Annotated in this window: 21 protein-coding genes and 1 pseudogene; 20 read left to right on the top strand and 2 right to left on the bottom strand. The window is 71.2% G+C overall.

The window, feature by feature from the left end:
* Positions 1 to 60: 60 nt before the first annotated feature.
* Together ACWEFL_RS30760 and ffh are read left to right on the top strand one after the other, a co-directional pair.
* A complete protein-coding gene (locus ACWEFL_RS30760; RefSeq protein ID WP_451718899.1) occupies positions 61 to 2529 on the top strand; it encodes a [protein-PII] uridylyltransferase in 2469 nt (822 codons plus the stop codon).
* Between the two features lie 200 nt (positions 2530 to 2729).
* The gene (gene ffh / locus ACWEFL_RS30755) at positions 2730 to 4280 is read left to right on the top strand and encodes a signal recognition particle protein (protein ID WP_451718824.1); all 1551 of its coding nucleotides are present in this window, start codon (positions 2730 to 2732) and stop codon (positions 4278 to 4280) included.
* A gap of 49 nt (positions 4281 to 4329) precedes the next feature.
* Here the strand turns inward: ffh and ACWEFL_RS30750 are convergent, their stop codons facing one another.
* Positions 4330 to 5202 carry a methyltransferase domain-containing protein gene (locus tag ACWEFL_RS30750; protein WP_451718821.1) on the bottom strand — a complete coding sequence of 291 codons (873 nt, stop codon included), beginning with the start codon at positions 5200 to 5202 and terminating at the stop codon, positions 4330 to 4332.
* Positions 5203 to 6246: 1044 nt separating this feature from the next.
* Between ACWEFL_RS30750 and ACWEFL_RS30745 the strand changes: the two genes are divergently transcribed.
* From ACWEFL_RS30745 to ACWEFL_RS30665, 17 genes are all read left to right on the top strand, one after another.
* Entirely contained in the window at positions 6247 to 6876 is a 630-nt protein-coding gene (locus ACWEFL_RS30745; protein WP_451718819.1) for a hypothetical protein, read from the top strand.
* 215 nt (positions 6877 to 7091) lie between these two features.
* Positions 7092 to 7544: a 30S ribosomal protein S16 gene (gene rpsP, locus ACWEFL_RS30740; RefSeq protein ID WP_451718816.1), complete on the top strand. Its 453-nt coding sequence runs from the start codon at positions 7092 to 7094 to the stop codon at positions 7542 to 7544.
* Between the two features lie 2 nt (positions 7545 to 7546).
* On the top strand, positions 7547 to 7786 hold the full coding sequence (locus ACWEFL_RS30735) for an RNA-binding protein (protein WP_020868149.1): 240 nt from the start codon (positions 7547 to 7549) through the stop codon (positions 7784 to 7786).
* A gap of 100 nt (positions 7787 to 7886) precedes the next feature.
* Positions 7887 to 8564, top strand: a complete 678-nt coding sequence (gene rimM, locus ACWEFL_RS30730; RefSeq protein WP_451718813.1) for a ribosome maturation factor RimM — start codon at positions 7887 to 7889, stop codon at positions 8562 to 8564.
* Complete coding sequence (gene trmD / locus ACWEFL_RS30725; protein ID WP_451718811.1) at positions 8564 to 9385, top strand: tRNA (guanosine(37)-N1)-methyltransferase TrmD; 822 nt, start codon at positions 8564 to 8566, stop codon at positions 9383 to 9385. The genes rimM and trmD overlap by 1 nt, the downstream gene beginning before the upstream one ends.
* 129 nt (positions 9386 to 9514) lie before the next feature.
* Entirely contained in the window at positions 9515 to 9865 is a 351-nt protein-coding gene (rplS, locus tag ACWEFL_RS30720) for a 50S ribosomal protein L19 (RefSeq protein ID WP_451718809.1), read from the top strand.
* A 98-nt stretch (positions 9866 to 9963) separates the two neighbouring features.
* Entirely contained in the window at positions 9964 to 10806 is an 843-nt protein-coding gene (lepB, locus tag ACWEFL_RS30715; protein WP_451718807.1) for a signal peptidase I, read from the top strand.
* Positions 10799 to 11890, top strand: coding sequence for a signal peptidase I (gene lepB, locus ACWEFL_RS30710; protein WP_451718805.1), 1092 nt, complete (start codon positions 10799 to 10801; stop codon positions 11888 to 11890). Before lepB (ACWEFL_RS30715) ends, lepB (ACWEFL_RS30710) begins: the two co-directional genes overlap by 8 nt.
* Positions 11794 to 12798 (top strand): signal peptidase I, encoded by a 1005-nt coding sequence (lepB, locus tag ACWEFL_RS30705; RefSeq protein WP_451718802.1) that lies wholly within the window; start codon positions 11794 to 11796, stop codon positions 12796 to 12798. The genes lepB (ACWEFL_RS30710) and lepB (ACWEFL_RS30705) overlap by 97 nt, the downstream gene beginning before the upstream one ends.
* A gap of 74 nt (positions 12799 to 12872) precedes the next feature.
* Positions 12873 to 13631: a signal peptidase I gene (lepB, locus tag ACWEFL_RS30700; protein WP_451718800.1), complete on the top strand. Its 759-nt coding sequence runs from the start codon at positions 12873 to 12875 to the stop codon at positions 13629 to 13631.
* A gap of 145 nt (positions 13632 to 13776) precedes the next feature.
* Complete coding sequence (locus tag ACWEFL_RS30695; protein ID WP_451718897.1) at positions 13777 to 14244, top strand: NUDIX hydrolase; 468 nt, start codon at positions 13777 to 13779, stop codon at positions 14242 to 14244.
* 57 nt (positions 14245 to 14301) lie between these two features.
* The gene (locus ACWEFL_RS30690; protein ID WP_003965949.1) at positions 14302 to 14610 is read left to right on the top strand and encodes a DUF2469 domain-containing protein; all 309 of its coding nucleotides are present in this window, start codon (positions 14302 to 14304) and stop codon (positions 14608 to 14610) included.
* Positions 14611 to 14695: 85 nt separating this feature from the next.
* Complete coding sequence (locus ACWEFL_RS30685) at positions 14696 to 15058, top strand: YraN family protein (RefSeq protein ID WP_451718798.1); 363 nt, start codon at positions 14696 to 14698, stop codon at positions 15056 to 15058.
* Positions 15059 to 16675 (top strand): YifB family Mg chelatase-like AAA ATPase, encoded by a 1617-nt coding sequence (locus ACWEFL_RS30680; protein WP_451718795.1) that lies wholly within the window; start codon positions 15059 to 15061, stop codon positions 16673 to 16675. It begins immediately after the preceding gene.
* Positions 16676 to 16776: 101 nt separating this feature from the next.
* Entirely contained in the window at positions 16777 to 17886 is a 1110-nt protein-coding gene (dprA, locus tag ACWEFL_RS30675) for a DNA-processing protein DprA (RefSeq protein WP_451718894.1), read from the top strand.
* Positions 17887 to 18159: 273 nt separating this feature from the next.
* Complete coding sequence (gene whiG, locus ACWEFL_RS30670) at positions 18160 to 18996, top strand: RNA polymerase sigma factor WhiG (protein WP_451718792.1); 837 nt, start codon at positions 18160 to 18162, stop codon at positions 18994 to 18996.
* A 70-nt stretch (positions 18997 to 19066) separates the two neighbouring features.
* Positions 19067 to 19624 carry a TetR/AcrR family transcriptional regulator gene (locus ACWEFL_RS30665; protein WP_451718891.1) on the top strand — a complete coding sequence of 186 codons (558 nt, stop codon included), beginning with the start codon at positions 19067 to 19069 and terminating at the stop codon, positions 19622 to 19624.
* Between the two features lie 433 nt (positions 19625 to 20057).
* On the opposite strand, the pseudogene ACWEFL_RS30660 reads toward ACWEFL_RS30665, so the two are convergent.
* Positions 20058 to 20669: pseudogene (locus tag ACWEFL_RS30660) on the bottom strand (peptidoglycan DD-metalloendopeptidase family protein); the annotation flags it as partial.
* Between the two features lie 258 nt (positions 20670 to 20927).
* Here ACWEFL_RS30660 and rpsB point away from each other — a divergent pair.
* Positions 20928 to 21815, top strand: a complete 888-nt coding sequence (gene rpsB, locus ACWEFL_RS30655) for a 30S ribosomal protein S2 (protein ID WP_451718790.1) — start codon at positions 20928 to 20930, stop codon at positions 21813 to 21815.
* Positions 21816 to 21819 lie beyond the last annotated feature (4 nt).

Here is a 21819-nt window from a genome sequence, read left to right as displayed (position 1 = left end):
GAAGCCTCCACCGGGGCTGCCAGCGCCCACAGGCCGGCCGGCACCGGACAGGGCGCCCCGTTGCCCGGCGGATACGCGGCGGCCCGGCTGCTCCTTCTCAACGAGAAGGAGCGGTCCGGGCCGCCGCGCCGTCGATCGCTCGCCGAACTCACCGACCAGTGGCTGGCCGCCCTGTTCACCAGCGCCTGCCAGGCGGCCGGGGTCCGTGGCGCGGCGCTCGTCGCCGTCGGCGGCTACGGCCGCGGCGAACTCTCCCCCCGCAGCGACCTCGACCTGCTCCTCCTCCACGACGGAACCACCGGCTCCGGCGCCATCGCCACCCTCGCCGACCGCATCTGGTACCCCGTCTGGGACCTCGGCCTCGCGCTCGACCACTCCGTACGCACCCCCGCCGAGGCACAGAAGACCGCGGGCGACGACCTGAAGGCGCACCTCGGGCTGCTCGACGCCCGCCCGATCGCCGGAGACCTCGGCCTCGTCGCCTCGCTGCGCACCGCCGTACTCGCCGACTGGCGCAACCAGGCCCCCCAACGCCTCCCCGAGCTGAACGACCTCTGCCGCGAACGGGCCGAGCGCCAGGGCGAACTCCGATTCCTCCTCGAACCCGACCTCAAGGAGGCCCGCGGCGGACTCCGGGACGCCACCGCCCTGCGCGCCGTCGCCGCCTCCTGGCTCGCCGACGCGCCCCGCGAGGGACTCTCCGCCGCCCGCCGGATCCTCCTCGACACCCGCGACGCCCTCCATCTGTCCACCGGCCGCGCCACCGACCGCCTCGCCCTCCAGGAACAGGACCAGGTCGCCGCCAAACTCGGCCTCCTCGACGCCGACGCCCTGCTGCGCCAGGTGTACGAGGCCGCCCGGACCATCTCGTACGCCACCGACGTCACCTGGCGCGAGGTCGGCCGCGTCATCAGGGCCCGTTCCGCACGGCCACGGCTCCGCGCCCTGCTCGGCGCCGGCCGCCGCCCCGAGCCCGAGCGCACCCCCCTCGCCGACGGAGTCGTCGAACACGAAGGCGAGGCCGTGCTCGCCCGTACCGCCAGACCCGAACGCGACCCCGTACTGCCGCTGCGCGCCGCGGCCGCCGCCGCCCAGGCCGGACTTCCCGTCTCCCCGCACGCCGTACGGAGACTGGCCGAGGCGGCCCGCCCCCTGCCGGTGCCCTGGCCCGCGGAGGCCCGCGAGGAGTTCGTCACCCTGCTCGGCGCGGGCGAGCCCACCGTCGCCGTCTGGGAGGCGCTGGAGGCCGAGGGCCTGATCACCCGGCTGCTGCCCGACTGGGACCGCGTCCGCTGCCGCCCCCAGCGCAACGCCGTCCACACCTGGACCGTCGACCGCCATCTCGTCGAAGCGGCCGTCAAGGCGTCCGCGCTCACCCGCCGCGTCGGCCGTCCCGACCTGCTGCTGGTCGCCGCGCTCCTCCACGACATCGGCAAGGGCTGGCCCGGCGACCACTGCGCCGTGGGCGAGACCATCGCCAGGGACATGGCCGCCCGGATCGGGTTCGACCGCGCCGACGTGGCGGTCGTCGCCACCCTCGTACGCCACCATCTGCTGCTCGTCGAGACGGCGACCCGCAGGGATCTGGACGACCCGGCCACCGTGCGCAAGGTCGCGGAGGCCGTCAGGACGACCGGCACGCTGGAACTCCTGCACGCCCTCACCGAGGCGGACGCCCTCGCCACCGGACCGGCCGCCTGGTCCGCCTGGCGCGGCTCGCTCGTCGCCGACCTGGTCGCCCGTGTGGCGGCGGTACTCAAGGGCGAACCCGCCGACGAACGGGAACACACCGCTCCCAGCGCCGAACAGGAACGCCTCGCCGTCGAAGCACTCCGCACCGGCGGCCCGGTCCTCTCCCTGCGCGCCCAAGCCGAGCCCCCTCGGGAAGGCCCGGACCCGGACCCGGACCGGGACCGGGACGCGGACCCGTACGCGGCACCGGAACCCGTCGGCGTCGAACTGCTGATCGCGCTCCCCGACCGGCCGGGCGTCCTGCCCGCAGTCGCCGGGGTCCTCGCTCTCCACCGCCTCACCGTCCGGGCGGCCGATCTCCGGGAGGTCGAGCTGCCGGGCGAAATGGGGTCCGGCGAGCCGGGTGCGGGGGCCGTCCTCGTGCTCGACTGGCGTGTCGCGGCGGCCTTCGGCTCGCTGCCCCAGGCCGCCCGCCTCCGCGCCGACCTCGTACGCGCCCTCGACGGCTCGCTGGACATCACGGCCAGGCTGGCCGAGCGCGAGGCCGCGTACCCCCGCAGGCGCGGGGCCGAGCCCCCGCCGCCCAGGGTCACGGTCGCGTCCGCGGCCTCCCGGCACGCCACGGTCATCGAGGTCCGCGCCCAGGACGCCCCCGGCCTGCTCCACCGGATCGGCCACGCGCTGGAGGACGCGGGCGTACGGGTGCGCAGCGCCCATGTGAGCACGCTGGGCGCGAACGCGGTCGACACGGTGTACGTGACGGACGCGCAGGGCGCCCCGCTGTCGGACGAGAGGGCGGACCGACTGGCCCGGGCCATGGAACAGGCCCTGAGCTGACGCGGGAGCGCGGCGGCCCGGTGACGCCGGCCGCCCCCGGTGCCGCCCGCGCACACCGCCCCCGCACACTGCCCCCGCACACCGCCTCCGCACGGCCCCTCCCGTGTACCGGTCCCTGCGGGCGAGGTCACGTACCTCGTGCGTACGGATACTCTGGAGGGCGATTCCCTTGCCCCCGACTCTGAGGACCGACGAGCGCCGTGTTCGATACTCTCTCCGACCGCTTGGCGAACACCTTCAAAACCCTTCGGGGCAAGGGTCGCCTCTCCGAGGCGGACATCGACAGCGCGGCCCGCGAGATCCGTATCGCGCTGCTCGAAGCGGATGTCGCCCTTCCGGTCGTTCGCGCCTTCATCGCGAACGTCAAGGAGCGGGCGCGGGGCGCCGAGGTCTCCAAGGCGCTGAATCCCTCGCAGCAGGTCATCAAGATCGTCAACGAGGAACTGGTCGGGATCCTCGGTGGCGAGACCCGTCGCCTCCGGTTCGCCAAGCAGCCGCCGACCGTCATCATGCTCGCCGGTCTCCAGGGCGCCGGTAAGACGACCCTCGCCGGAAAGCTGGGCCGCTGGCTCAAGGGCCAGGGCCACTCCCCGCTGCTCGTCGCCTGTGACCTCCAGCGTCCGAACGCCGTCAATCAGCTCTCCGTCGTCGCCGACCGCGCCGATGTCGCCGTGTACGCGCCGCAGCCGGGCAACGGCGTCGGAGACCCGGTGCAGGTCGCCAAGGACTCGCTGGAACACGCCAGGGCCAAGCAGTACGACGTGGTCATCGTCGACACCGCCGGCCGCCTCGGCATCGACCAGGAACTGATGCGGCAGGCCGCTGACATCCGCGACGCCGTCTCGCCCGACGAGATCCTCTTCGTCGTCGACGCGATGATCGGCCAGGACGCCGTCAACACCGCCGAGGCGTTCCGCGACGGCGTCGGCTTTGACGGCGTGGTGCTGTCCAAGCTGGACGGCGACGCCCGAGGCGGTGCCGCGCTCTCCATCGCGCATGTCACCGGGCGTCAGATCATGTTCGCCTCCAACGGCGAGAAGCTGGACGACTTCGACGCGTTCCACCCGGACCGGATGGCGTCCCGCATTCTCGGTATGGGCGATGTGCTCTCGCTGATCGAGAAGGCCGAGCAGACCTTCAGCCAGGAAGAGGCCGCCAAAATGGCCTCCAAGCTGGCGAGCAGCAAGGGCAAGGACTTCACGCTCGACGACTTCCTGGCGCAGATGGAGCAGGTCAGGAAGATGGGCAGCATCTCGAAGCTGCTCGGCATGCTGCCCGGCATGGCCCAGATGAAGGACCAGATCAACAGCATCGACGAGCGCGATGTGGACCGTACGGCCGCGATCATCAAGTCGATGACGCCGGCCGAGCGCCAGGAGCCGACGATCATCAACGGTTCCCGCCGGGCCCGTATCGCCAAGGGTTCGGGCGTCGAGGTCAGCGCGGTGAAGAGCCTGGTGGAGCGGTTCTTCGAGGCGCGCAAGATGATGTCGCGGATGGCACAGGGCGGCGGAATGCCCGGTATGCCGGGAATTCCCGGCATGGGTGGCGGTCCGGGCCGACAGAAGAAGCAGCAGAAGCAGGCGAAGGGTAAGCGCAGGAGCGGCAACCCGATGAAGCGGAAGGCCGAGGAGGAGGCCGCCGCCGTCCGGCGTGAGCAGGCGGCTCAGGGCGGCGCCTTCGGACTGCCCGCGGGCGTCGAAGGACAGGAATTCGAACTGCCTGACGAGTTCAAGAAGTTCATGCGCTGACCTTCGACGCGACCGCGGGCGGGCCCCCGCACGGGCGGACCGGGCCGGATCAGGGCGTGCGGGCGATCAGATAGCGGAAGACGTTCGGCATCCACACGGTCCCGTCGCGGCGGATGTACGGATGCAGCGCTTCCGCTATCGCCTTCTCCAGTTGCGGCCGGGGCGTGTGCCCCTTCGGATACGCCGCGTACTGCCCCGTCGACAGCAGCCCGCGTACGGCGCTGTCCACGTCCGCGTACCCGAAGGGGCACGCGACCCGGCCGGACCCGTCGGGCTTCAGGCCGGCACCGGCGGCGAGGTCCTCCAGATCGTCGCGGCGGGCCGGGCGCCAGCCGCCCTCCGGCCGGTGGGCGAGACGTCCGGCGATCCGCAGGATCCCGGAGGTGGCGCAGCGCTCGGGCGGGCCCCAGCCGGTCAGGACGAACGCGCTGCCGCGGTCCGCCAGCCCGACCGCGGCCGCCAGGTCGGATCCGAGCCGTTCGGCGTCACCGGCCGCGCAGCCGATGGGCCGGAACGCGGTGATCATGTTGTACGGAGTGTCCGCGGGGTCCGCCGCGGCGGCCACTTCCCCCTCCACCAGGCCGATGTCGACCGTCCGGGCGTCGGCGGCGGCATCGGGGGCCGTCCGCTCCCGTGCAAGGGCCAGCCGCTCCCGGTCCGTGTCCACCCCGGTCACCCGCGCGCCGCGCGCGGCGGCGATCAGCAGAGCGAGACCGGAGCCGCAGCCCAGACCGAGGAGCCGGGTCGTGGCATCCGCTTCCAGCCGGTCGTACACGGCCTCGTACAGCGGTACGAGCATCCGTTCCTGGATCTCGGCCCAGTCCCTCGCCTGCGCGGACACCTCCACGGGATGTCGCTCGGCCTCCCGGGCCGGTGACATGGACGCCCTGTGGGGTCGGTGCCGGACGAGCGTTGGTGTCATCGAATGCGCCTCGATCCGCTGAGTGGCCGAATACTGGACACCCCCCTGTGGTGCGTACGACTGCGCTCCCCGTGGTCCTCCCCGTACGCCGGAGAACTCCCCTGTCAGAGAACTCCCCGTCCGCCCTGCGTGCAGGGGGCGTACGGCAGTGCTTATGTGCCCCGGCGCACGCCCCAGGGTTCTGTGTGCTTCACCCGCCGCGGTGCGGTTGCCGCCCGAGAGAGCGGACGCGGCGGGGCGGACGCCCGCATGGAGGGCCCGCGTGCCCGAGGGACCCTCTTTCCGCCCGCCATCCGACAGTCTGACCCGACCGGCGGCGCTGAGCACGTCGAGGCTTCGCGCCGGAGCGGGAGCCGGGCGGGAGTCGGAGTCGGCGGCGCGTCCGGCCGACCGTGTCGCGGTGCGGCCGTGCCGTCGGCCCTGCGGGAGCCGTCGGGCGTCTTCTCCCCGCGATTTCCCGCCGACTTCCCGCCGAGTCCCCGTCGATCCGTACCCGGTCCATTCCAGGCCCGTTCCAGGTCCATTCCCGGTCCGGAGGGCGTTCCGGGTAAGGTCGCCCTCATCGCCCCGCCGCCCTCTGTCCGGCGAGGGGGCGGCGGTGCTCACCCCGGTGGGGAGCTGTGACATGAGGGGTGCCGGGGCGCACGCGTTCGTCTGGGGGTACGCGTTCTCGTTGCGGGCGTCCCGACTCGGGGGCCGGTGCGGCGATCCGGTGGAGCGACCGTCCGGGGCGTATGTGAGGGCTCGCTCGACCCGCGGCTCCTCGGGGCCGTATCCGGAGCCGGGCGACATCGGCGATATCACCGTGTCTTCGGCGCATGAGTGCCGTGGGCGCGGGCACAGAACCGAACGCGCCTCCGGCGATCCGGCAGTCCGGTCACCGGGTCATGTGGTTTCCGCCCGTTGCGCCACGAGGAGTAAGCACGGCTACGTACCACCTTGGTGTGAGCTGCGCGTCTTCTCCGTAGATCGGCGTACCCGCTCCAGTCAGGACGCAACAATGCCAACTGACGGGTACGTGCAAATTATTTGGGATGGCCCGGAATGGAACCCGCGAGCGGTTCGGCTCGTTATCACGACGTGAGCACGACACCACCTGTTCTCGCCGCAGAGCTGGCACAGGCATGGGCCGACATTCAGCGGCACCACCCTGAGCTGCCAGATCTCGCCGCGCCAGAGTCCCTGATCGGAGAGTCCTCGTCCGCTTGCGGCGGGGAACTCTCCTTCGAGCGACTGCTCCATGAGGCAGTCCACGGCATCGCCGCTGCTCGAGGTGTCCGGGACACCTCGCGCGCCGGCCGCTACCACAACCGTCGATTCCTGGCGATCGCCGAGGAGATGGGCCTCGACCACGCCGAGGAGCCGCATCCCAGCAGCGGCTTCTCCCTGGTCGTGCTCAGTCCCGAGGCGAAACGCCGGTACCGCCCCACGATCGAGAGACTGCAGCGCGCCCTCAAGGCGCACACGGTCGCCACGGCGTCCGACACCAAGCGCTCCTTCCGCGGACCCGCCGCCCGGCACGGTTCGTCGGGCGGCGGTGTACGGGTGAAGGCCGTCTGCGACTGCGGTCGCAATGTCCGGGTGGTGCCGTCGGTTCTCGCCCAGGCCCCCATCGTCTGCGGAGGCTGCGGGAAGCCCTTCCGCATCCCCGAACCGGTCGCCGCCGCGAGCTGATCCACGGCCGGCCGCCTGACGGGGGCGGTGCGGGCTGTGCCGGCAGGGAGGGGCGGGCGCGCCATCGGCGTGTGGCACAATGACTAGCTGTACTCGACGGCCGACCAGGACCCCTCTCTCCTCCGGCTGACGCGTCCACCGGGCACCCGAGTACCGCAACCCCACGTGGCATCTCGTTGTGCCCAACCACGTCAAGACCAGGAGACACCACTCCCGTGGCAGTCAAGATCAAGCTGAAGCGTCTGGGCAAGATCCGTTCGCCTCACTACCGCATCGTCGTCGCCGACTCCCGTACCCGCCGTGACGGCCGGGCCATCGAGGAGATCGGCCTGTACCACCCGGTGCAGAACCCCTCCCGCATCGAGGTCGACTCGGAGCGCGCTCAGTACTGGCTGTCCGTCGGCGCCCAGCCGACCGAGCCGGTCCTGGCGATCCTGAAGCTCACCGGCGACTGGCAGAAGCACAAGGGCCTGCCGGCCCCCGCGCCGCTGCTCGTGGCCGAGCCGAAGGCCGACAAGCGCGCCGCGTTCGACGAGTTCGCCAAGGCCCTCGAGGGCGGCGAGCCGAAGGGTGAGGCCATCACCCCGAAGGCGAAGAAGTCCGACAAGAAGGCGGACGAGGCGGCCGACGCCGGCGCATCCTCGGCGTCCGCCGAGCCGACGGCCTGAGTATGCTCGAGGAGGCTCTCGAGCACCTCGTGAAGGGCATCGTCGACAACCCGGACGAAGTGCAGGTCGCGTCGCGGAATCTGCGCCGTGGACGTGTGCTCGAAGTCCGGGTCCACCCCGACGATCTCGGTAAGGTGATCGGCCGCAACGGCCGCACCGCGCGCGCCCTGCGCACCGTCGTAGGCGCCATCGGCGGCCGCGGTATCCGTGTCGACCTCGTCGACGTGGACCAGGTTCGCTGAACCAGTAGAACACCGGCTCGGGCCGGGGAGGGCCGTGCGGCCGTCCCCGGCCCGTAGTCGTATCGAGCCGGACGTGCTGTGTGACAGGAGAGAGTGCGAAGTGCAGTTGGTAGTCGCGCGGGTCGGCCGCGCGCACGGCATCAAGGGCGAGGTCACCGTCGAGGTGCGTACGGACGAGCCCGAACTGAGGCTCGCGCCCGGAGCCGTCCTGGCCACCGATCCGGCCGCCGTGGGGCCGCTGACGATCGAGACCGGCCGGGTGCACGGCGGCCGTCTCCTGCTGCGCTTCGCGGGCGTCGCCGACCGCACCGCGGCCGAGGCCCTGCGGAGCACCCTGCTGATCGCCGACGTGGACCCCGGGGCCCTGCCCGAGGACCCCGACGAGTACTACGACCACCAGCTCATCGACCTCGACGTCGTCCTGGCCGACGACACGGAGATCGGCCGGATCACCGAGGTCGTCCATCTGGCCTCACAGGATCTGTTCATCGTGGAGCGAACGGACGGGAGCGAGGTGATGATCCCCTTCGTGACGGAGATCGTCACCGCGATCGACCTGGAGCTTCAGCGCGCGGTGATCGATCCGCCGCCCGGACTGATCGACGACCGCGCCGAGATCGCGTCCGGTCGGGCCGAGCCGTCGGACGAGCCGGTCCAGGGCCGGCCGTCGGACCGGGTAGACGGCAAGCCGTCGGACGGGACGTCGGACGGAGCCGGCCGGGTCCCGCCGACATCCGGCCCGCGCCCCGGCGGGGACTCGACGGAGGACGAGACCTGATGCGGCTCGACGTCGTCACCATCTTCCCCGAATACCTCGAACCCCTGCACGTCTCCCTCGTCGGCAAGGCCAGGGCCCGCGGCCGCCTCGACGTCCACGTACACGACCTGCGGGAATGGACGTACGACCGCCACAACACGGTCGACGACACCCCCTATGGCGGCGGTCCCGGCATGGTCATGAAGACCGACCCCTGGGGCGAGGCGCTCGACGACGTCCTCGCGAGCGGATACGAGGCCGGGGCCCACGGACCCGTCCTGGTCGTTCCCACCCCCAGCGGCCGCCCCTTCACCCAGGAAACCGCCGTGGAACTGTCCCGGCGGCCCTGGCTGATCTTCACCCCGGCCCGCTACGAGGGCATCGACCGCCGGGTCGTGGACGAGTACGCCACCCGGATACCGGTCATCGAGGTCTCCATCGGCGACTACGTCCTGGCCGGCGGCGAAGCGGCCGTCCTGGTGATCACCGAGGCCGTGGCGCGACTGCTGCCCGGCGTCCTCGGCAACGCCGAGTCCCACCGCGACGACTCCTTCGCACCGGGAGCCATGGCGAATCTCCTCGAAGGGCCCGTCTACACCAAGCCGCCCGAGTGGCGAGGACGCGCCATCCCGGACGTGCTCACCAGCGGGCACCACGGGAAGATCGCGCGCTGGCGAAGGGACGAGGCACTGAGGCGTACGGCCCTCAACCGGCCGGATCTGATCGAGCGTTGCGATCCCGCCGCCTTCGACAGGAAGGACCGGGAGATCCTCTCCATCCTGGGCTGGGCTCCCGAGCCCGGCGGCCGATTTTGGCGCAGGCCACAGGCCGTGGAACAATAGGCCGCTGCCGTCCGTCCGGCGTGCGCCCCTGCCACAGGGGGACACGACGCCCGCTCCGACTCAGCGGCCCCTGATCTCATCCTCTCTCCCGCTGATGACCTGTGGCATCGGCGAAGAAAGCAGACGAACATGTCGCATGTGCTCGACGTAGTCAACTCCGCCTCGCTGCGGTCCGACGTCCCCGCGTTCCGTCCCGGTGACACCGTGAACGTCCACGTTCGCGTCATCGAGGGCAACCGCTCGCGTATCCAGCAGTTCAAGGGCGTCGTCATCCGCCGCCAGGGCTCCGGCGTCAGCGAGACCTTCACGGTCCGCAAGGTCTCCTTCTCCGTCGGCGTCGAGCGCACCTTCCCGGTGCACAGCCCGATCTTCGAGAAGATCGAGCTGGTCACCCGCGGCGACGTCCGCCGCGCCAAGCTCTACTACCTCCGTGACCTGCGCGGCAAGGCCGCGAAGATCAAGGAGAAGCGCGACAACTGAGTCCGGGGCGCCCGCGGGCGCCTTCGGCGGCCGGGTCACTGAGCTTCGGCTCACACCACGTCCGGGTCCACCGCGTGGCCGGATAGGCTTCGCCATCGATGGACACCGAAGCGACACACACGGAGCGCGACCGCTCTTCCGCCCCCACAGCCGGGGCCCCCGGGAACGGGGAGACGGAAGAGGGGTCGCGCTCCGTGCGTTCCGGACCCTCCTCAGGGGTATCGAATCCCGAGGGAGCACCGCGCCCCTCCCGGACGTTCTGGCGGATGTCCTGGCGGAGAGCCGTGCTCCTGGGCGTGGTCTGCGTGGGCGTCGTCCTGCTGTTCAGCCGTTTCGTGGTGCAGCCCTTCCAGATCCCCAGCGGTTCCATGGAACCGACCCTGCGGATCGGGGACCGGGTGCTGGTGAACAAGCTGGCGTACCGTTTCGGTGAGGATCCCGCGCGCGGAGACGTGATCGTCTTCGACGGCACGGGATCCTTCGTCCAGGAAGGCGTACGGGAGAATCCGGTCAGTGCGGCGGCACGGGGGGCGCTCGTGGCACTGGGGCTGGCGGAGTCCGCGGAGACGGACTTCGTCAAGCGTGTCGTGGGTGTGGGCGGTGACCGAGTGGTCTGCTGTGACAAGGGGGGCAGGATCGCGGTGAACGGCGTACCGGTCGACGAGGGATATCTGTACCCCGGCGACGTACCGTCCGAGGTTCCCTTCGACATCGTCGTCCCCGACGGCACTCTGTGGGTCATGGGGGACCACCGGAGCGACTCGCGCGACTCCCGAGACCATCTCGGATCGCCCGGCGGCGGCATGGTCCCCGTGGAGCAGGTCATCGGGCGCGCGGACTGGATCGGCTGGCCGGTCGGCCGCTGGACCTCCGTACAGCACTCGGACGCGTTCTCGCGGGTCCCGGAGGCGCCGACGGCGCAGGGGCGGCCCCATGGGTAGCCGTGGACGGCGTCGGGCCGACCACCCGTCCGATACACGGCTGCCCACCGGGACCAGGCCCACGGACGGCGACGCGCGGCCCCTGCCGGGGCGGGCGGAGCGGCGCAAGCTGGCGAAGAAGGTCAAGCGCAAGCGCCGCCGGTCGGCCGTCAAGGAGATCCCTCTCCTGATCATCGTGGCGCTGGTGATCGCGCTGGTGCTCAAGACATTCCTGGTGCAGGCGTTCGTCATCCCGTCCGGCTCGATGGAACAGACCATCCGCATCCAGGACCGGGTGCTGGTGGACAAACTCACCCCCTGGTTCGGCTCCAAGCCGGAGCGTGGCGACGTCGTGGTCTTCAGGGACCCGGGCGGCTGGCTCCAGGACGAGCCGAGCACCTCGAAGGGCAACGACCCGATCGTCGTCAAGCAGATCAAGCAGGGGCTCACCTTCATCGGACTACTGCCGTCGGACGACGAGCAGGACCTGATCAAACGGGTGGTCGCGATCGGCGGCGACAAGGTGAAGTGCTGCGACCAGGGCGGCCGGGTCACCGTCAACGGCGTACCGCTCATCGAGCCGTATCTGAACCCCGGAAACGTTCCCTCCGCCCAGCCGTTCGAAGTCGACGTCCCGCCCGGACGGATATTCGTCATGGGCGACCACCGCGCCAATTCGGCGGATTCCCGTGCCCACCTCGACGAGCCGGGCCAGGGCACGGTCTCGGAGGACGAGGTCGTGGGCCGGGCGGTCGTGATCGCCTGGCCGATCAGCCACTGGAGCAAGCTCGACGAGCCGGAGACCTACGCGTCCGTCCCCAACGCGCGTCCCGGTGCGACCACTGCCCTCGGTGCGTCGAATACTCTGTCGTCACAGGACCGCAAAGCAATGGTCCTCCTCCCGAGCCTTGCGGAACTCTCGCTCGTTATGGGAGTGGTGGGTCTGCTTCTCTACCGGGAATTCCGGGCATCGAGACGTGGACGGTTCGCACGGAGTGAGGAGTGGATGTGGGGGACGTTGCGGTCGGCGCACGGTCCGGGCACGAGCAGCCGGAGGACAGGCCGGAGAGTCCGAATGGGACCTCGGCGTCTTCCGCGTCGGTGACGGGCGATGCGACGGAGCAGCCGGCGGGCGAGGGCGAGAACGACGGAATGACCGGCGCGTCCGGCCCCGGGGACGGCGGCAACGCCTCGGGGGACGACGGTGCCGCCTCCCCCGGAGACGACACCGCCAGGCGGCGAGGCAGTCAGCGGTCGTTCTGGAAGGAACTGCCGATCCTGATCGGCATCGCTCTGATCCTCGCGCTGCTCATCAAGACGTTCCTGGTGCAGGCGTTCTCCATCCCGTCCGACTCGATGCAGAACACCCTGCAGCGAGGTGACAGGGTGCTGGTGGACAAGCTCACCCCGTGGTTCGGCTCCGAGCCCGAGCGCGGCGAGGTCGTCGTCTTCCACGATCCTGGCGGCTGGCTGGACGGCGAGCCCACACCCGAGCCGAACGTGGTGCAGAAGTTCCTCAGCTTCATCGGCCTGATGCCGTCGGCGGAGGAGAAAGACCTGATCAAGCGGACGATCGCCGTCGGCGGCGACACCGTGGAGTGCAAGAAGGGCGGTCCGGTCGAGGTCAACGGGAAGCCGCTCAACGAGCCGTACATCTTCCCCGGCAACTCCGCCTGCGACGACATGCCCTTCGGCCCGTTCAAGGTGCCGGAGGACAAGATCTGGGTGATGGGCGACCACCGGCAGAACTCCCGTGACTCCCGGTACCACACGGAGGACGTGAACGGCGGTTTCGTTCCGGTCGACAAGGTCGTCGGACGCGCCATCGTGGTCGCGTGGCCGGTCAACCGCTGGTCGACCCTCCCCGTACCCTCGACCTTCGACCAGCCCGGTATCAACACCGCCGCGGCGGCCGTCGTCTCCGGCGCCCCACTGGCCATGGGCGCCGTGGGCGCTCTGCCCCTCGTGCTGTGGCGCAGAAGGAGGCTGACCGCCGGGCATACCGCCCGGTAGGGTGCCGTCCCGGACCGCGGATCCGCGGATCGCCGCCACTGCGCGGGGATCCCCCGACGCAGGGGAGAGCTGGGATGGCAACAGGACGTACGGGTGACGGCCACGGCCGGCTCGGCAGCGCGCTGTCGGGGCTGGCCGTGGCCGTCGGCTGTGTGCTCTTCCTCGGAGGCTTCATCTGGGGTGCGGTCGTCTACCAGCCGTACACCGTGCCGACCGACTCGATGACGCCGACGGTGGACGTGGGCGACCGGGTGCTGGGCGAACGGATAGACGGCGACGAGGTGCGGCGGGGGGACATCGTCGTCTTCCGGCAGTCCCAGTGGGGCGATCTGCCGATGGTGAAACGCGTCGTCGGCGTCGGCGGCGACACCATCGCCTGCTGCGGCGACGGCGGAAAGCTCACGATCAACGGCACCGTGATCGACGAACCGTATCTGCGCCGCACCGACGGGCCCGCCTCGCCGAACAACTTCACGGCGACGGTGCCCGAGGGCCAGCTCTTCCTGCTCGGCGACGAGCGGATGGGCTCGCTGGACTCCCGTACGCACCTGGAGGACCCGGGACAGGGCTCCGTGCCCCGCTCGGCGGTGGAGGCTCGCCTGGACGCCGTGGCCTGGCCGCTGAGCGGTGGTGTACTGGAGCGGCCGGAGGGTTTCGCCGGGCTGCCCGGCGGGATCTCGAGGCCGGGGCCGATTCGTTTCGTCTTCGGATCGGTGGTGGCCGGCGCGGTGCTGATCCTCGCCGGGGCGGTATACGGGCCGCTGGCCAGGCGTTTCTCGGGTAGACGGCTCTCGAACAGGGGGAGCGGGAAGGTGGCGACAGGTGCCGGGTGAGGCTCGTGATCCAGAGCGCGGAGGTTCGGGCGTGCGCGGTGGCTTCGGCGACCCCGGCGGTTCCGGTGACCCCGGCGACCCCGGCGGTTCCGGCGGCCAGGGCGGCCAGCGCGGATCTGGAGTTTTCCTCGGCGAGCAGAGGAGAGTGGCGAGGGTCGTTCTGCTCGACCCGCGGGACCGCATCCTGCTGATGCACGGACACGAGCCGGACAACCCGGCCCTGAACTGGTGGTTCACCCCCGGCGGCGGCCTGGAAGACGGCGAGACCCGGGAGGAGGCCGCCCTGCGGGAGCTGGCGGAGGAAACCGGGATCACCGATGTGGAACTGGGCCCGGTGCTCTGGCGGCGGGCATGCTCGTTCCCCTTCGACGGACGCCGCTGGGAGCAGGACGAGTGGTACTTCCTGGCCCGCACGGCACAGACCGTGACCGCCCCGCTCGGGCTGACGGAACTGGAGCGGCGCAGTGTCACGGGTCTGAGGTGGTGGACCTCCGCCGAACTGTCCTCGGCGCGTGAGACGGTGTACCCGACCAGGCTCGCCGAGCTGCTGCGCACGCTGCTCGACGAGGGTCCCCCGCATACGCCGGTGGTCCTGGCCCCGGAATTCGCCTAGGGGTGCAGGAGGGGCTGGCGCACAATGGGGGGACGCAAGGCTGAAGGGGAACATGCCATGAGCGCCGAGGACCTCGAAAAGTACGAGACCGAGATGGAGCTGAAGCTCTACCGGGAGTACCGGGACGTCGTCGGGCTCTTCAAATACGTGATCGAGACCGAGCGCCGCTTCTATCTCACCAATGACTACGAGATGCAGGTCCACTCGGTCCAGGGCGAGGTCTTCTTCGAGGTCTCGATGGCGGACGCCTGGGTCTGGGACATGTACCGGCCGGCGAGGTTCGTCAAGCAGGTGCGCGTTCTCACGTTCAAGGACGTGAACATCGAGGAGCTGAACAAGAGCGACCTCGAACTTCCGGGTGGCTGAGTTATCCACAATGGGCGGGTTGTCCACAGAGATCCACACCTGAGAGCCGGACGCGTCACAGTCGGTGCCAGGAGGTGGTGCCGAGATGAACCCGACGGGGGCACTGGGAAGGTACGGCGAGGAACTGGCGGCGCGGCTGCTGACCGAAGCCGGCATGACGGTTCTCGCGAGGAACTGGCGCTATGGACGGGCCGGCGAGATCGACATCGTCGCCCGTGACGGCGACACCGTGGTGGTCTGCGAGGTCAAGACCCGCAGGGCGGGCACGTTCGAGCATCCGATGGAGGCGATCACCCCGGCCAAGGCCGACCGGTTGAGACATCTCGCCGAGGGCTGGCTGGAGCGGCACGGGGGAGCGCCGCCGGGCGGAGTGCGCATCGACCTCGTGGGGGTCGTGGTGCCCCGGCGGGGGGCGCCGGTCGTCGAGCACGCTCGGGGGGTGGCGTGAATGGGGTTCGCGCGGGCGTGTTCCGTCGCCCTGGTGGGCGTCGAAGGCGTGGTGGTGGAGGTGCAGGCCGATCTGGAGCCGGGAGTGGCCGCGTTCACCCTGGTCGGCCTGCCGGACAAGAGCCTGACCGAGAGCCGGGACCGGGTCCGGGCGGCGGTGGTGAACTCGGGGGCCGAGTGGCCGCAGAAGAAGCTCACCGTCGGGCTCAGCCCGGCGTCCGTGCCCAAGGGCGGAAGCGGCTTCGATGTCGCCGTGGCCTGTGCCGTGCTCGCGGCGTCCGAGCGGATCGACCCCCGGTCCATCGTCGATCTGGTGCTGATCGGGGAGCTGGGGCTCGACGGCCGGGTGCGGCCCGTGCGGGGTGTGCTGCCCGCGGTGCTCGCCGCCGCCGCGGCGGGATACCGGCAGGTCGTCGTTCCCGAGCAGACCGCGGCGGAGGCGTCGCTGGTGCCGGGGGTGTCGGTGCTCGGAGTGCGGAGTCTGCGGCAGCTCATCGCCGTGCTCTGCGACGAACCGGTACCGGAGGAGGAGCCGGTCTCCACCGGCCCGGACCCCATGCTCGCCGGGCTGACGGTGCCGGGCGCCGGAGTGGGCACGGGTCTGGCGGCGGCGCCCGGCGAAGGCCCCGATCTGGCCGATGTGGCGGGACAGCCGATGGCGCGCAAGGCGCTGGAGGTCTCCGCCGCCGGAGCCCACCATCTGATGCTGTCGGGGCCGCCGGGAGCGGGCAAGACCATGCTCGCGGAGCGGCTCACCGGAGTCCTGCCGCCGCTGACCAGGCTGGAGTCCCTGGAGGTCACGGCCGTGCACTCGGTCGCGGGCATCCTGCCGCCCGGACAGCCCCTGGTGCGGGAGGCTCCGTACTGCGCTCCGCACCACTCGGCCACGATGCCCTCGCTGGTCGGTGGGGGGAACGGTCTGCCCAGACCGGGAGCGGTCTCCCTGGCTCACCGTGGGGTTCTCTTTCTGGACGAGGCTCCCGAGTTCGCGGGCAAGGTGCTGGACGCGTTACGGCAGCCACTGGAGTCCGGACATGTGGTGGTGGCGCGGAGCGGGGGAGTGGTCCGGCTGCCGGCCCGCTTTCTGATGGTTCTCGCGGCGAACCCCTGCCCATGCGGCCGGCACACGCTGCACGGCGCGGGATGCGAGTGCCCGCCCTCGGTGATCCGGCGCTACCAGTCGAGGCTGTCCGGGCCCCTGCTCGACCGGGTCGATCTGCGGGTGCGGGTCGAGCCCGTCAGCCGCGCCGACCTGCTGGGCCGGAGCGGCCGGGGCGAGCCGACGGCAGCGGTCGCGGCCCGCGTCCGCGACGCCAGAGAGCGCGCGGCCGCCCGGCTCAGGGACACACCGTGGACCGTGAACAGCGAGGTGCCCGGCCATGAACTGCGAACTCGCTGGCCCGTCGTCCCCGGAGCCCTCGCGGCGGCCGAGCACGACATGGAGCGGGGGCGGCTCACCGCCCGCGGCCTCGACCGGGTCCTCCGCGTGGCCTGGACGATCGCCGACCTCGCGGGCCGCGACCGCCCGGAGGCGTACGACGTCGACCTGGCCCTGGAGATGCGTACGGGGGTGGCGCGGGGTGCCGCCCCCGTGCCGGCGGGCGGAGGAGTCCGGTGACGCGGGGCGAGAGCCTCGCTCCGGACGGCGCCGGTCGTGCCGGCCCCGGCACGTCCCCCGGCGAGCGGGAACGGATCGCGAGGGCCGCACTCACGCGGGTGATGGAGCCGGGCGATGAGCGCGGTGGACGCCTGCTGCGGGAGTTCGGGCCCCGGGAGCTGATGGCGCGGCTCACCGCGCCGGACGCCGACGGGTCGACGCTGCCCGGCACCTCGCCCCGCAGGCTCGCCGGCTACCGGATACGGGCGGCCGCCGCCGATCCGTACGCCGACCTGGACGCGATCGCGGCCACCGGTGGCCGTTTCATCTGCCCGGGTGACGGGGAGTGGCCGACCCAGCTCGACGACCTCGGGGACGCCCGACCCGTCGGGCTCTGGGTCCGAGGCCGATCCGACCTGCGGAAGTGGGCTGTGCGCTCGGTCGCCGTCGTCGGCGCGCGGGCGTGCACACCGTACGGGGCGCATATGGCGTCCGCCCTCGGCACGGGCCTCGCGGAGCGTGGCTGGGTCGTGGTCTCCGGAGCGGCCTTCGGAATCGACGGCTCCGCCCACCGGGGCGCGCTGGCGGCGGGCGGAGCCACGGTGGCCGTGCTGGCCTGCGGGGTGGACGTCGCCTACCCGCGGGGCCATGCCGAGCTGATCGGACGGATCGCGGAACAGGGGCTTGTGATCGGAGAGTTGCCGCCGGGCGGCCATCCCACCCGCAGCAGGTTCATTCTCAGGAACCGGGTGATCGCCGCGCTCACGCGGGGCACGGTGGTCGTCGAGGCCGAGTACCGCAGCGGTTCGCTGGTCACCGCGCGCAGCGCCCTCAGGCTCGGCCGTTACACCATGGGCGTGCCCGGACCGGCCACCAGTGGGCTCTCCGCCGGGGTGCACGAACTGCTGAGAGGCGAGGGAGTGCTGGTCACCGACGCCGATGAAGTGGCCGAGCTGGTCGGCGAGATCGGTGACCTGGCGCCGGCCCGCCGGGGTCCGGTCCTCCCTCGTGACCTGCTGGACCCCATGAGCGCACGGGTTCTCGAAGCCCTTCCGGCACGGGGCGCGGTGGACGGTCGGCAACTGGCCCGCAGCGCCGGGACCACGGCGGACGAGGCGCTCGGCAGGCTGTACGAACTCCACGCGCTGGGCTTCGTCGAACGGTTGGGGGACGGCTGGCAGTTGACCAGTCAAGCGAATCGCGGATCGAAGGTACGGCGAGGCGGTTCTTGATTTGGAGCATTCGGGTGAAAAAGTGATGGGGGTGACCTTTTGCGGTGCTGTCGCAGACACCGGAAGGGCCGGTGTGTGTTGTGTCGGCGCCGGTTTCGAAGGTGTGGCCGATGGCTGTACCTCGCACAGGGGCGCCCCCCCGTCCTTCGCCCGTCGCATCCACGCAGTCACGCTACGCTCACCACCTCCGGCCGAGTTGTCCGTCGGTTCCCCGAAACCTCCGAGCTCCTCCCGCACCGAGTCCCCTCACAGCAGAACGGCTCAAGGCAACGCATGCCCCAGCACACCTCCGGGTCTGACCGCGCGGCAGTGTCCCCCGCTGCCCGGGGCGCCGCGCGGCCCCCTGCTCCCTCGTCGCTCGAGGAGTTGTGGCAGTCGTACAAGGCGACAGGGGACGAGCGGCTGCGGGAGCAGTTGATCCTGCACTACTCACCGCTGGTGAAGTACGTGGCGGGCCGGGTCAGCGTCGGGTTGCCGTCCAATGTGGAACAGGCGGACTTCGTCTCATCCGGGGTATTCGGACTCATCGACGCGATCGAGAAGTTCGACGTCGAGAGGGCCATCAAGTTCGAGACCTACGCCATCACCAGGATCCGCGGCGCGATGATCGACGAACTGCGCGCGCTCGACTGGATCCCGCGCTCGGTACGGCAGAAGGCCAAAGCCGTGGAGCGCGCCTACGCCACGCTGGAAGCCCAGTTGAGACGGACTCCCTCCGAAGGGGAGGTCGCCTCCGAGATGGGTATCGGGGTGGACGAACTTCATGCGGTTTTCAGTCAGTTGTCGCTGGCCAACGTTGTCGCGCTGGAGGAACTCCTCCATGTCGGAGGCGAGGGCGGCGACCGGCTCAGTCTCATGGACACCCTGGAGGACACCGCCGCGGACAACCCGGTCGAGGTGGCGGAGGACCGGGAACTGCGGAGGCTCCTCGCCCGCGCGATCAACACCCTCCCCGAGCGCGAGAAGACCGTCGTCACCCTCTACTACTACGAGGGGCTGACCCTCGCGGAGATCGGAAACGTGCTCGGAGTCACCGAGAGCCGAGTCAGCCAGATCCACACGAAATCGGTGCTTCAGCTGCGGGCGAAGCTCGCGGACGTGGGCCGTTGACGCTGAATCGTGGCTGCCTCTTGCGCGGCATCCGTAAAGTGGAGACGTGCCCAGGATTCGAGCGGCCTCCGTGGCCGAGCACCGGACCATGCAGCGCGACGCCCTGCTCGACGCCGCGCGCTCCCTGCTGTCCGAAGGCGGTACGGAGGCGCTGACCTTCCCCGCCCTCGCCGAACACACAGGTCTGGCCAGGTCTTCCGTATACGAGTACTTCCGCTCCCGAGCGGCGGTCGTCGAGGAACTGTGCGCCGTCGACTTCCCCGTCTGGGCGGCGGAGGTCGAGGCCGCGATGGGGCTGGCGGACAGCGCCGAGGGCAAGATCGAGGCGTATGTGCGCCGGCAACTGGACCTCGTGGGCGACCGGCGGCACCGGGCCGTCGTCGCCATCTCCGCCGGCGAACTGGACGACGGGGCCCGGGAGAAGATCCGCGCGGCGCACGGCGGCCTGATCGCCATGATCGTCGAGGCGCTCGCGGAGCTGGGCCATGAACAGCCCCGGCTCGCGGCGATGCTCCTCCAGGGCATGGTGGACGCCGCGGTCCGCCGGATCGAACTCGGCGCGGCGGAGGAGCCCACAGTGATCGCCGAGGCCGCGGTCTCCATGGCCCTCGGAGGCGTCCGGGGCTGACCCGGGCCCTCGCGCCGAGCGATGCCCGCGCCGCGCCCGCTTTCCCTCGCCGCCCCGGTTTCCCGCGCCGCTCCGGCTTCCCGCGCCGCTCCGGCTTCCCTCGTCGGCGCTGCCGCCGTGGGAGCGCCGTGCCCGCACCGTTCCGGGACCGGTGCCCACGCCGACCGGGTCCACGAGGGTCCGCGCCCGACCCCAGCGCGCCCGGACCAGTACATCTGAGCCCGGTACGGCGGCGGAGGCCGAGATGCGTGCCCCAGGCCACCGCCAGAAGCAGTGCCGCATGGAGCGCCTCCGGCCGGCCTGACGTGAAGGCGGCCGGCTCCGGGCTCCGCCGAGCGGCCGGTCCCAGTGGCGGTGTGCCCGCCACCGGAAGGAGCCGGGACGGCGCACGGCGCACCATCCGGGGCGGCAGCAGGGAGAGCGGGTCCAGATAGCCGGATCCGCGCAGCAGACCCCAGTGGAGACAGCCCGAGGCGCAGTGCGACGGTCCGGACTCGACCCGCGCCACCACCTGCCCCGCACTCACCTCCGAGGCCGGGGGAACCAGCGCGGTCACCGGCTCGTACGTGACCCGCAGCGGCGGGTCGCCCGTACCGGGGAGGGTGATCGTCAGGACACCGCGCCCCGCGATCCGGCCCGTGAACGAGATACGGCCGGGCGCGGCGGCCCGTACCACCGTGCCCGCGGGCGCGGCGAGGTCGATGCCTCGGTGACCCGGCCCGTATGCCGTAGGGGGCGGTTCCCAGCCGCGGACGACCAGAGGGCGCGGCGGGCCCACGGGCCAGCTCCGGTCCACGGCCCGATCACCGCCCACCTCGCTCACCGCACCGCCCGCGCCACCTATCGGACCACCCGTCTCACTCACCGGACCGCCCGGAAGGCCGACGGAGGCCGCCGGCCCCGCCGCCGTGGCGTACGCCGCGAACGCCAGGGCGGGCGCACCGGCGATCGGTGGAATCAGCGGCGGCAGCGCCGACAACAGAAGAACAACGAAGGAGACGAAGGAGACGAAGGAGACGAAGGAAACGGAGAATCCGCGGTACATGGGACAGACCGTCCCGCGGAACGCCCGCCCCGAGTGGATCATGGTCCGGATCTGTGGAGTACCCGCCGGTTGTGGACAACGCCGTCACCCGGCACCGCGTGGGTCCCGTACACTTCTTCTGGCGATCCGGGTCACCGGGTCGACTTCGCACGCCCCGCCACCACTCTCCCATCTCAGGTCGGTGGCCGCGCCCCTCGGTCCATAGCGGCAGGCGCGCCGGGGCGTCAGGACAAACCGAGAATCCAAGGAGATACGGCCATGGCCGTCGTCACGATGCGGGAGCTGCTGGAAAGCGGCGTCCACTTCGGTCACCAGACCCGTCGCTGGAACCCGAAGATGAAGCGCTTCATCTTCACGGAGCGCAACGGCATCTACATCATCGACCTGCTCCAGTCGCTGTCGTACATCGACCGCGCCTACGAGTTCGTCAAGGAGACCGTCGCCCACGGCGGCTCCATCATGTTCGTCGGCACCAAGAAGCAGGCCCAGGAGGCGATCGCCGAGCAGGCGACGCGCGTGGGCATGCCCTACGTCAACCAGCGCTGGCTGGGCGGCATGCTGACCAACTTCTCCACCGTCTACAAGCGTCTGCAGCGCCTCAAGGAGCTTGAGCAGATCGACTTCGAGGATGTGGCCGCGTCCGGCCTCACCAAGAAGGAGCTGCTGGTTCTCTCCCGCGAGAAGGCCAAGCTGGAGAAGACCCTCGGTGGCATCCGCGAGATGCAGAAGGTGCCGAGCGCCGTCTGGATCGTCGACACCAAGAAGGAGCACATCGCCGTCGGTGAGGCGCGCAAGCTCCACATCCCGGTCGTCGCGATCCTCGACACCAACTGCGACCCCGACGAGGTCGACTACAAGATCCCTGGCAACGATGACGCGATCCGCTCCGTCACCCTGCTCACCCGCGTGATCGCCGACGCCGTCGCCGAGGGCCTCATCGCCCGCTCCGGCGTCGCCACCGGCGACTCCAAGCCGGGCGAGAAGGCCGCCGGTGAGCCGCTCGCCGAGTGGGAGCGCGACCTGCTCGAAGGCGACAAGAAGGCCGCCGACGAGACCGTCGAGGCCGCCGAGAAGCCGGCCGAGGACGCTGCCGAGGCCCCCGCCGCCGAGGCCGAGAAGCCCGCCGCGGACGCCGAGCAGGGCTGATCGC

The sequence above is a fragment of the Streptomyces sp. NPDC004838 genome (genome assembly GCF_053600955.1).
This window is presented reverse-complemented; position numbering and strand designations above follow the sequence as displayed.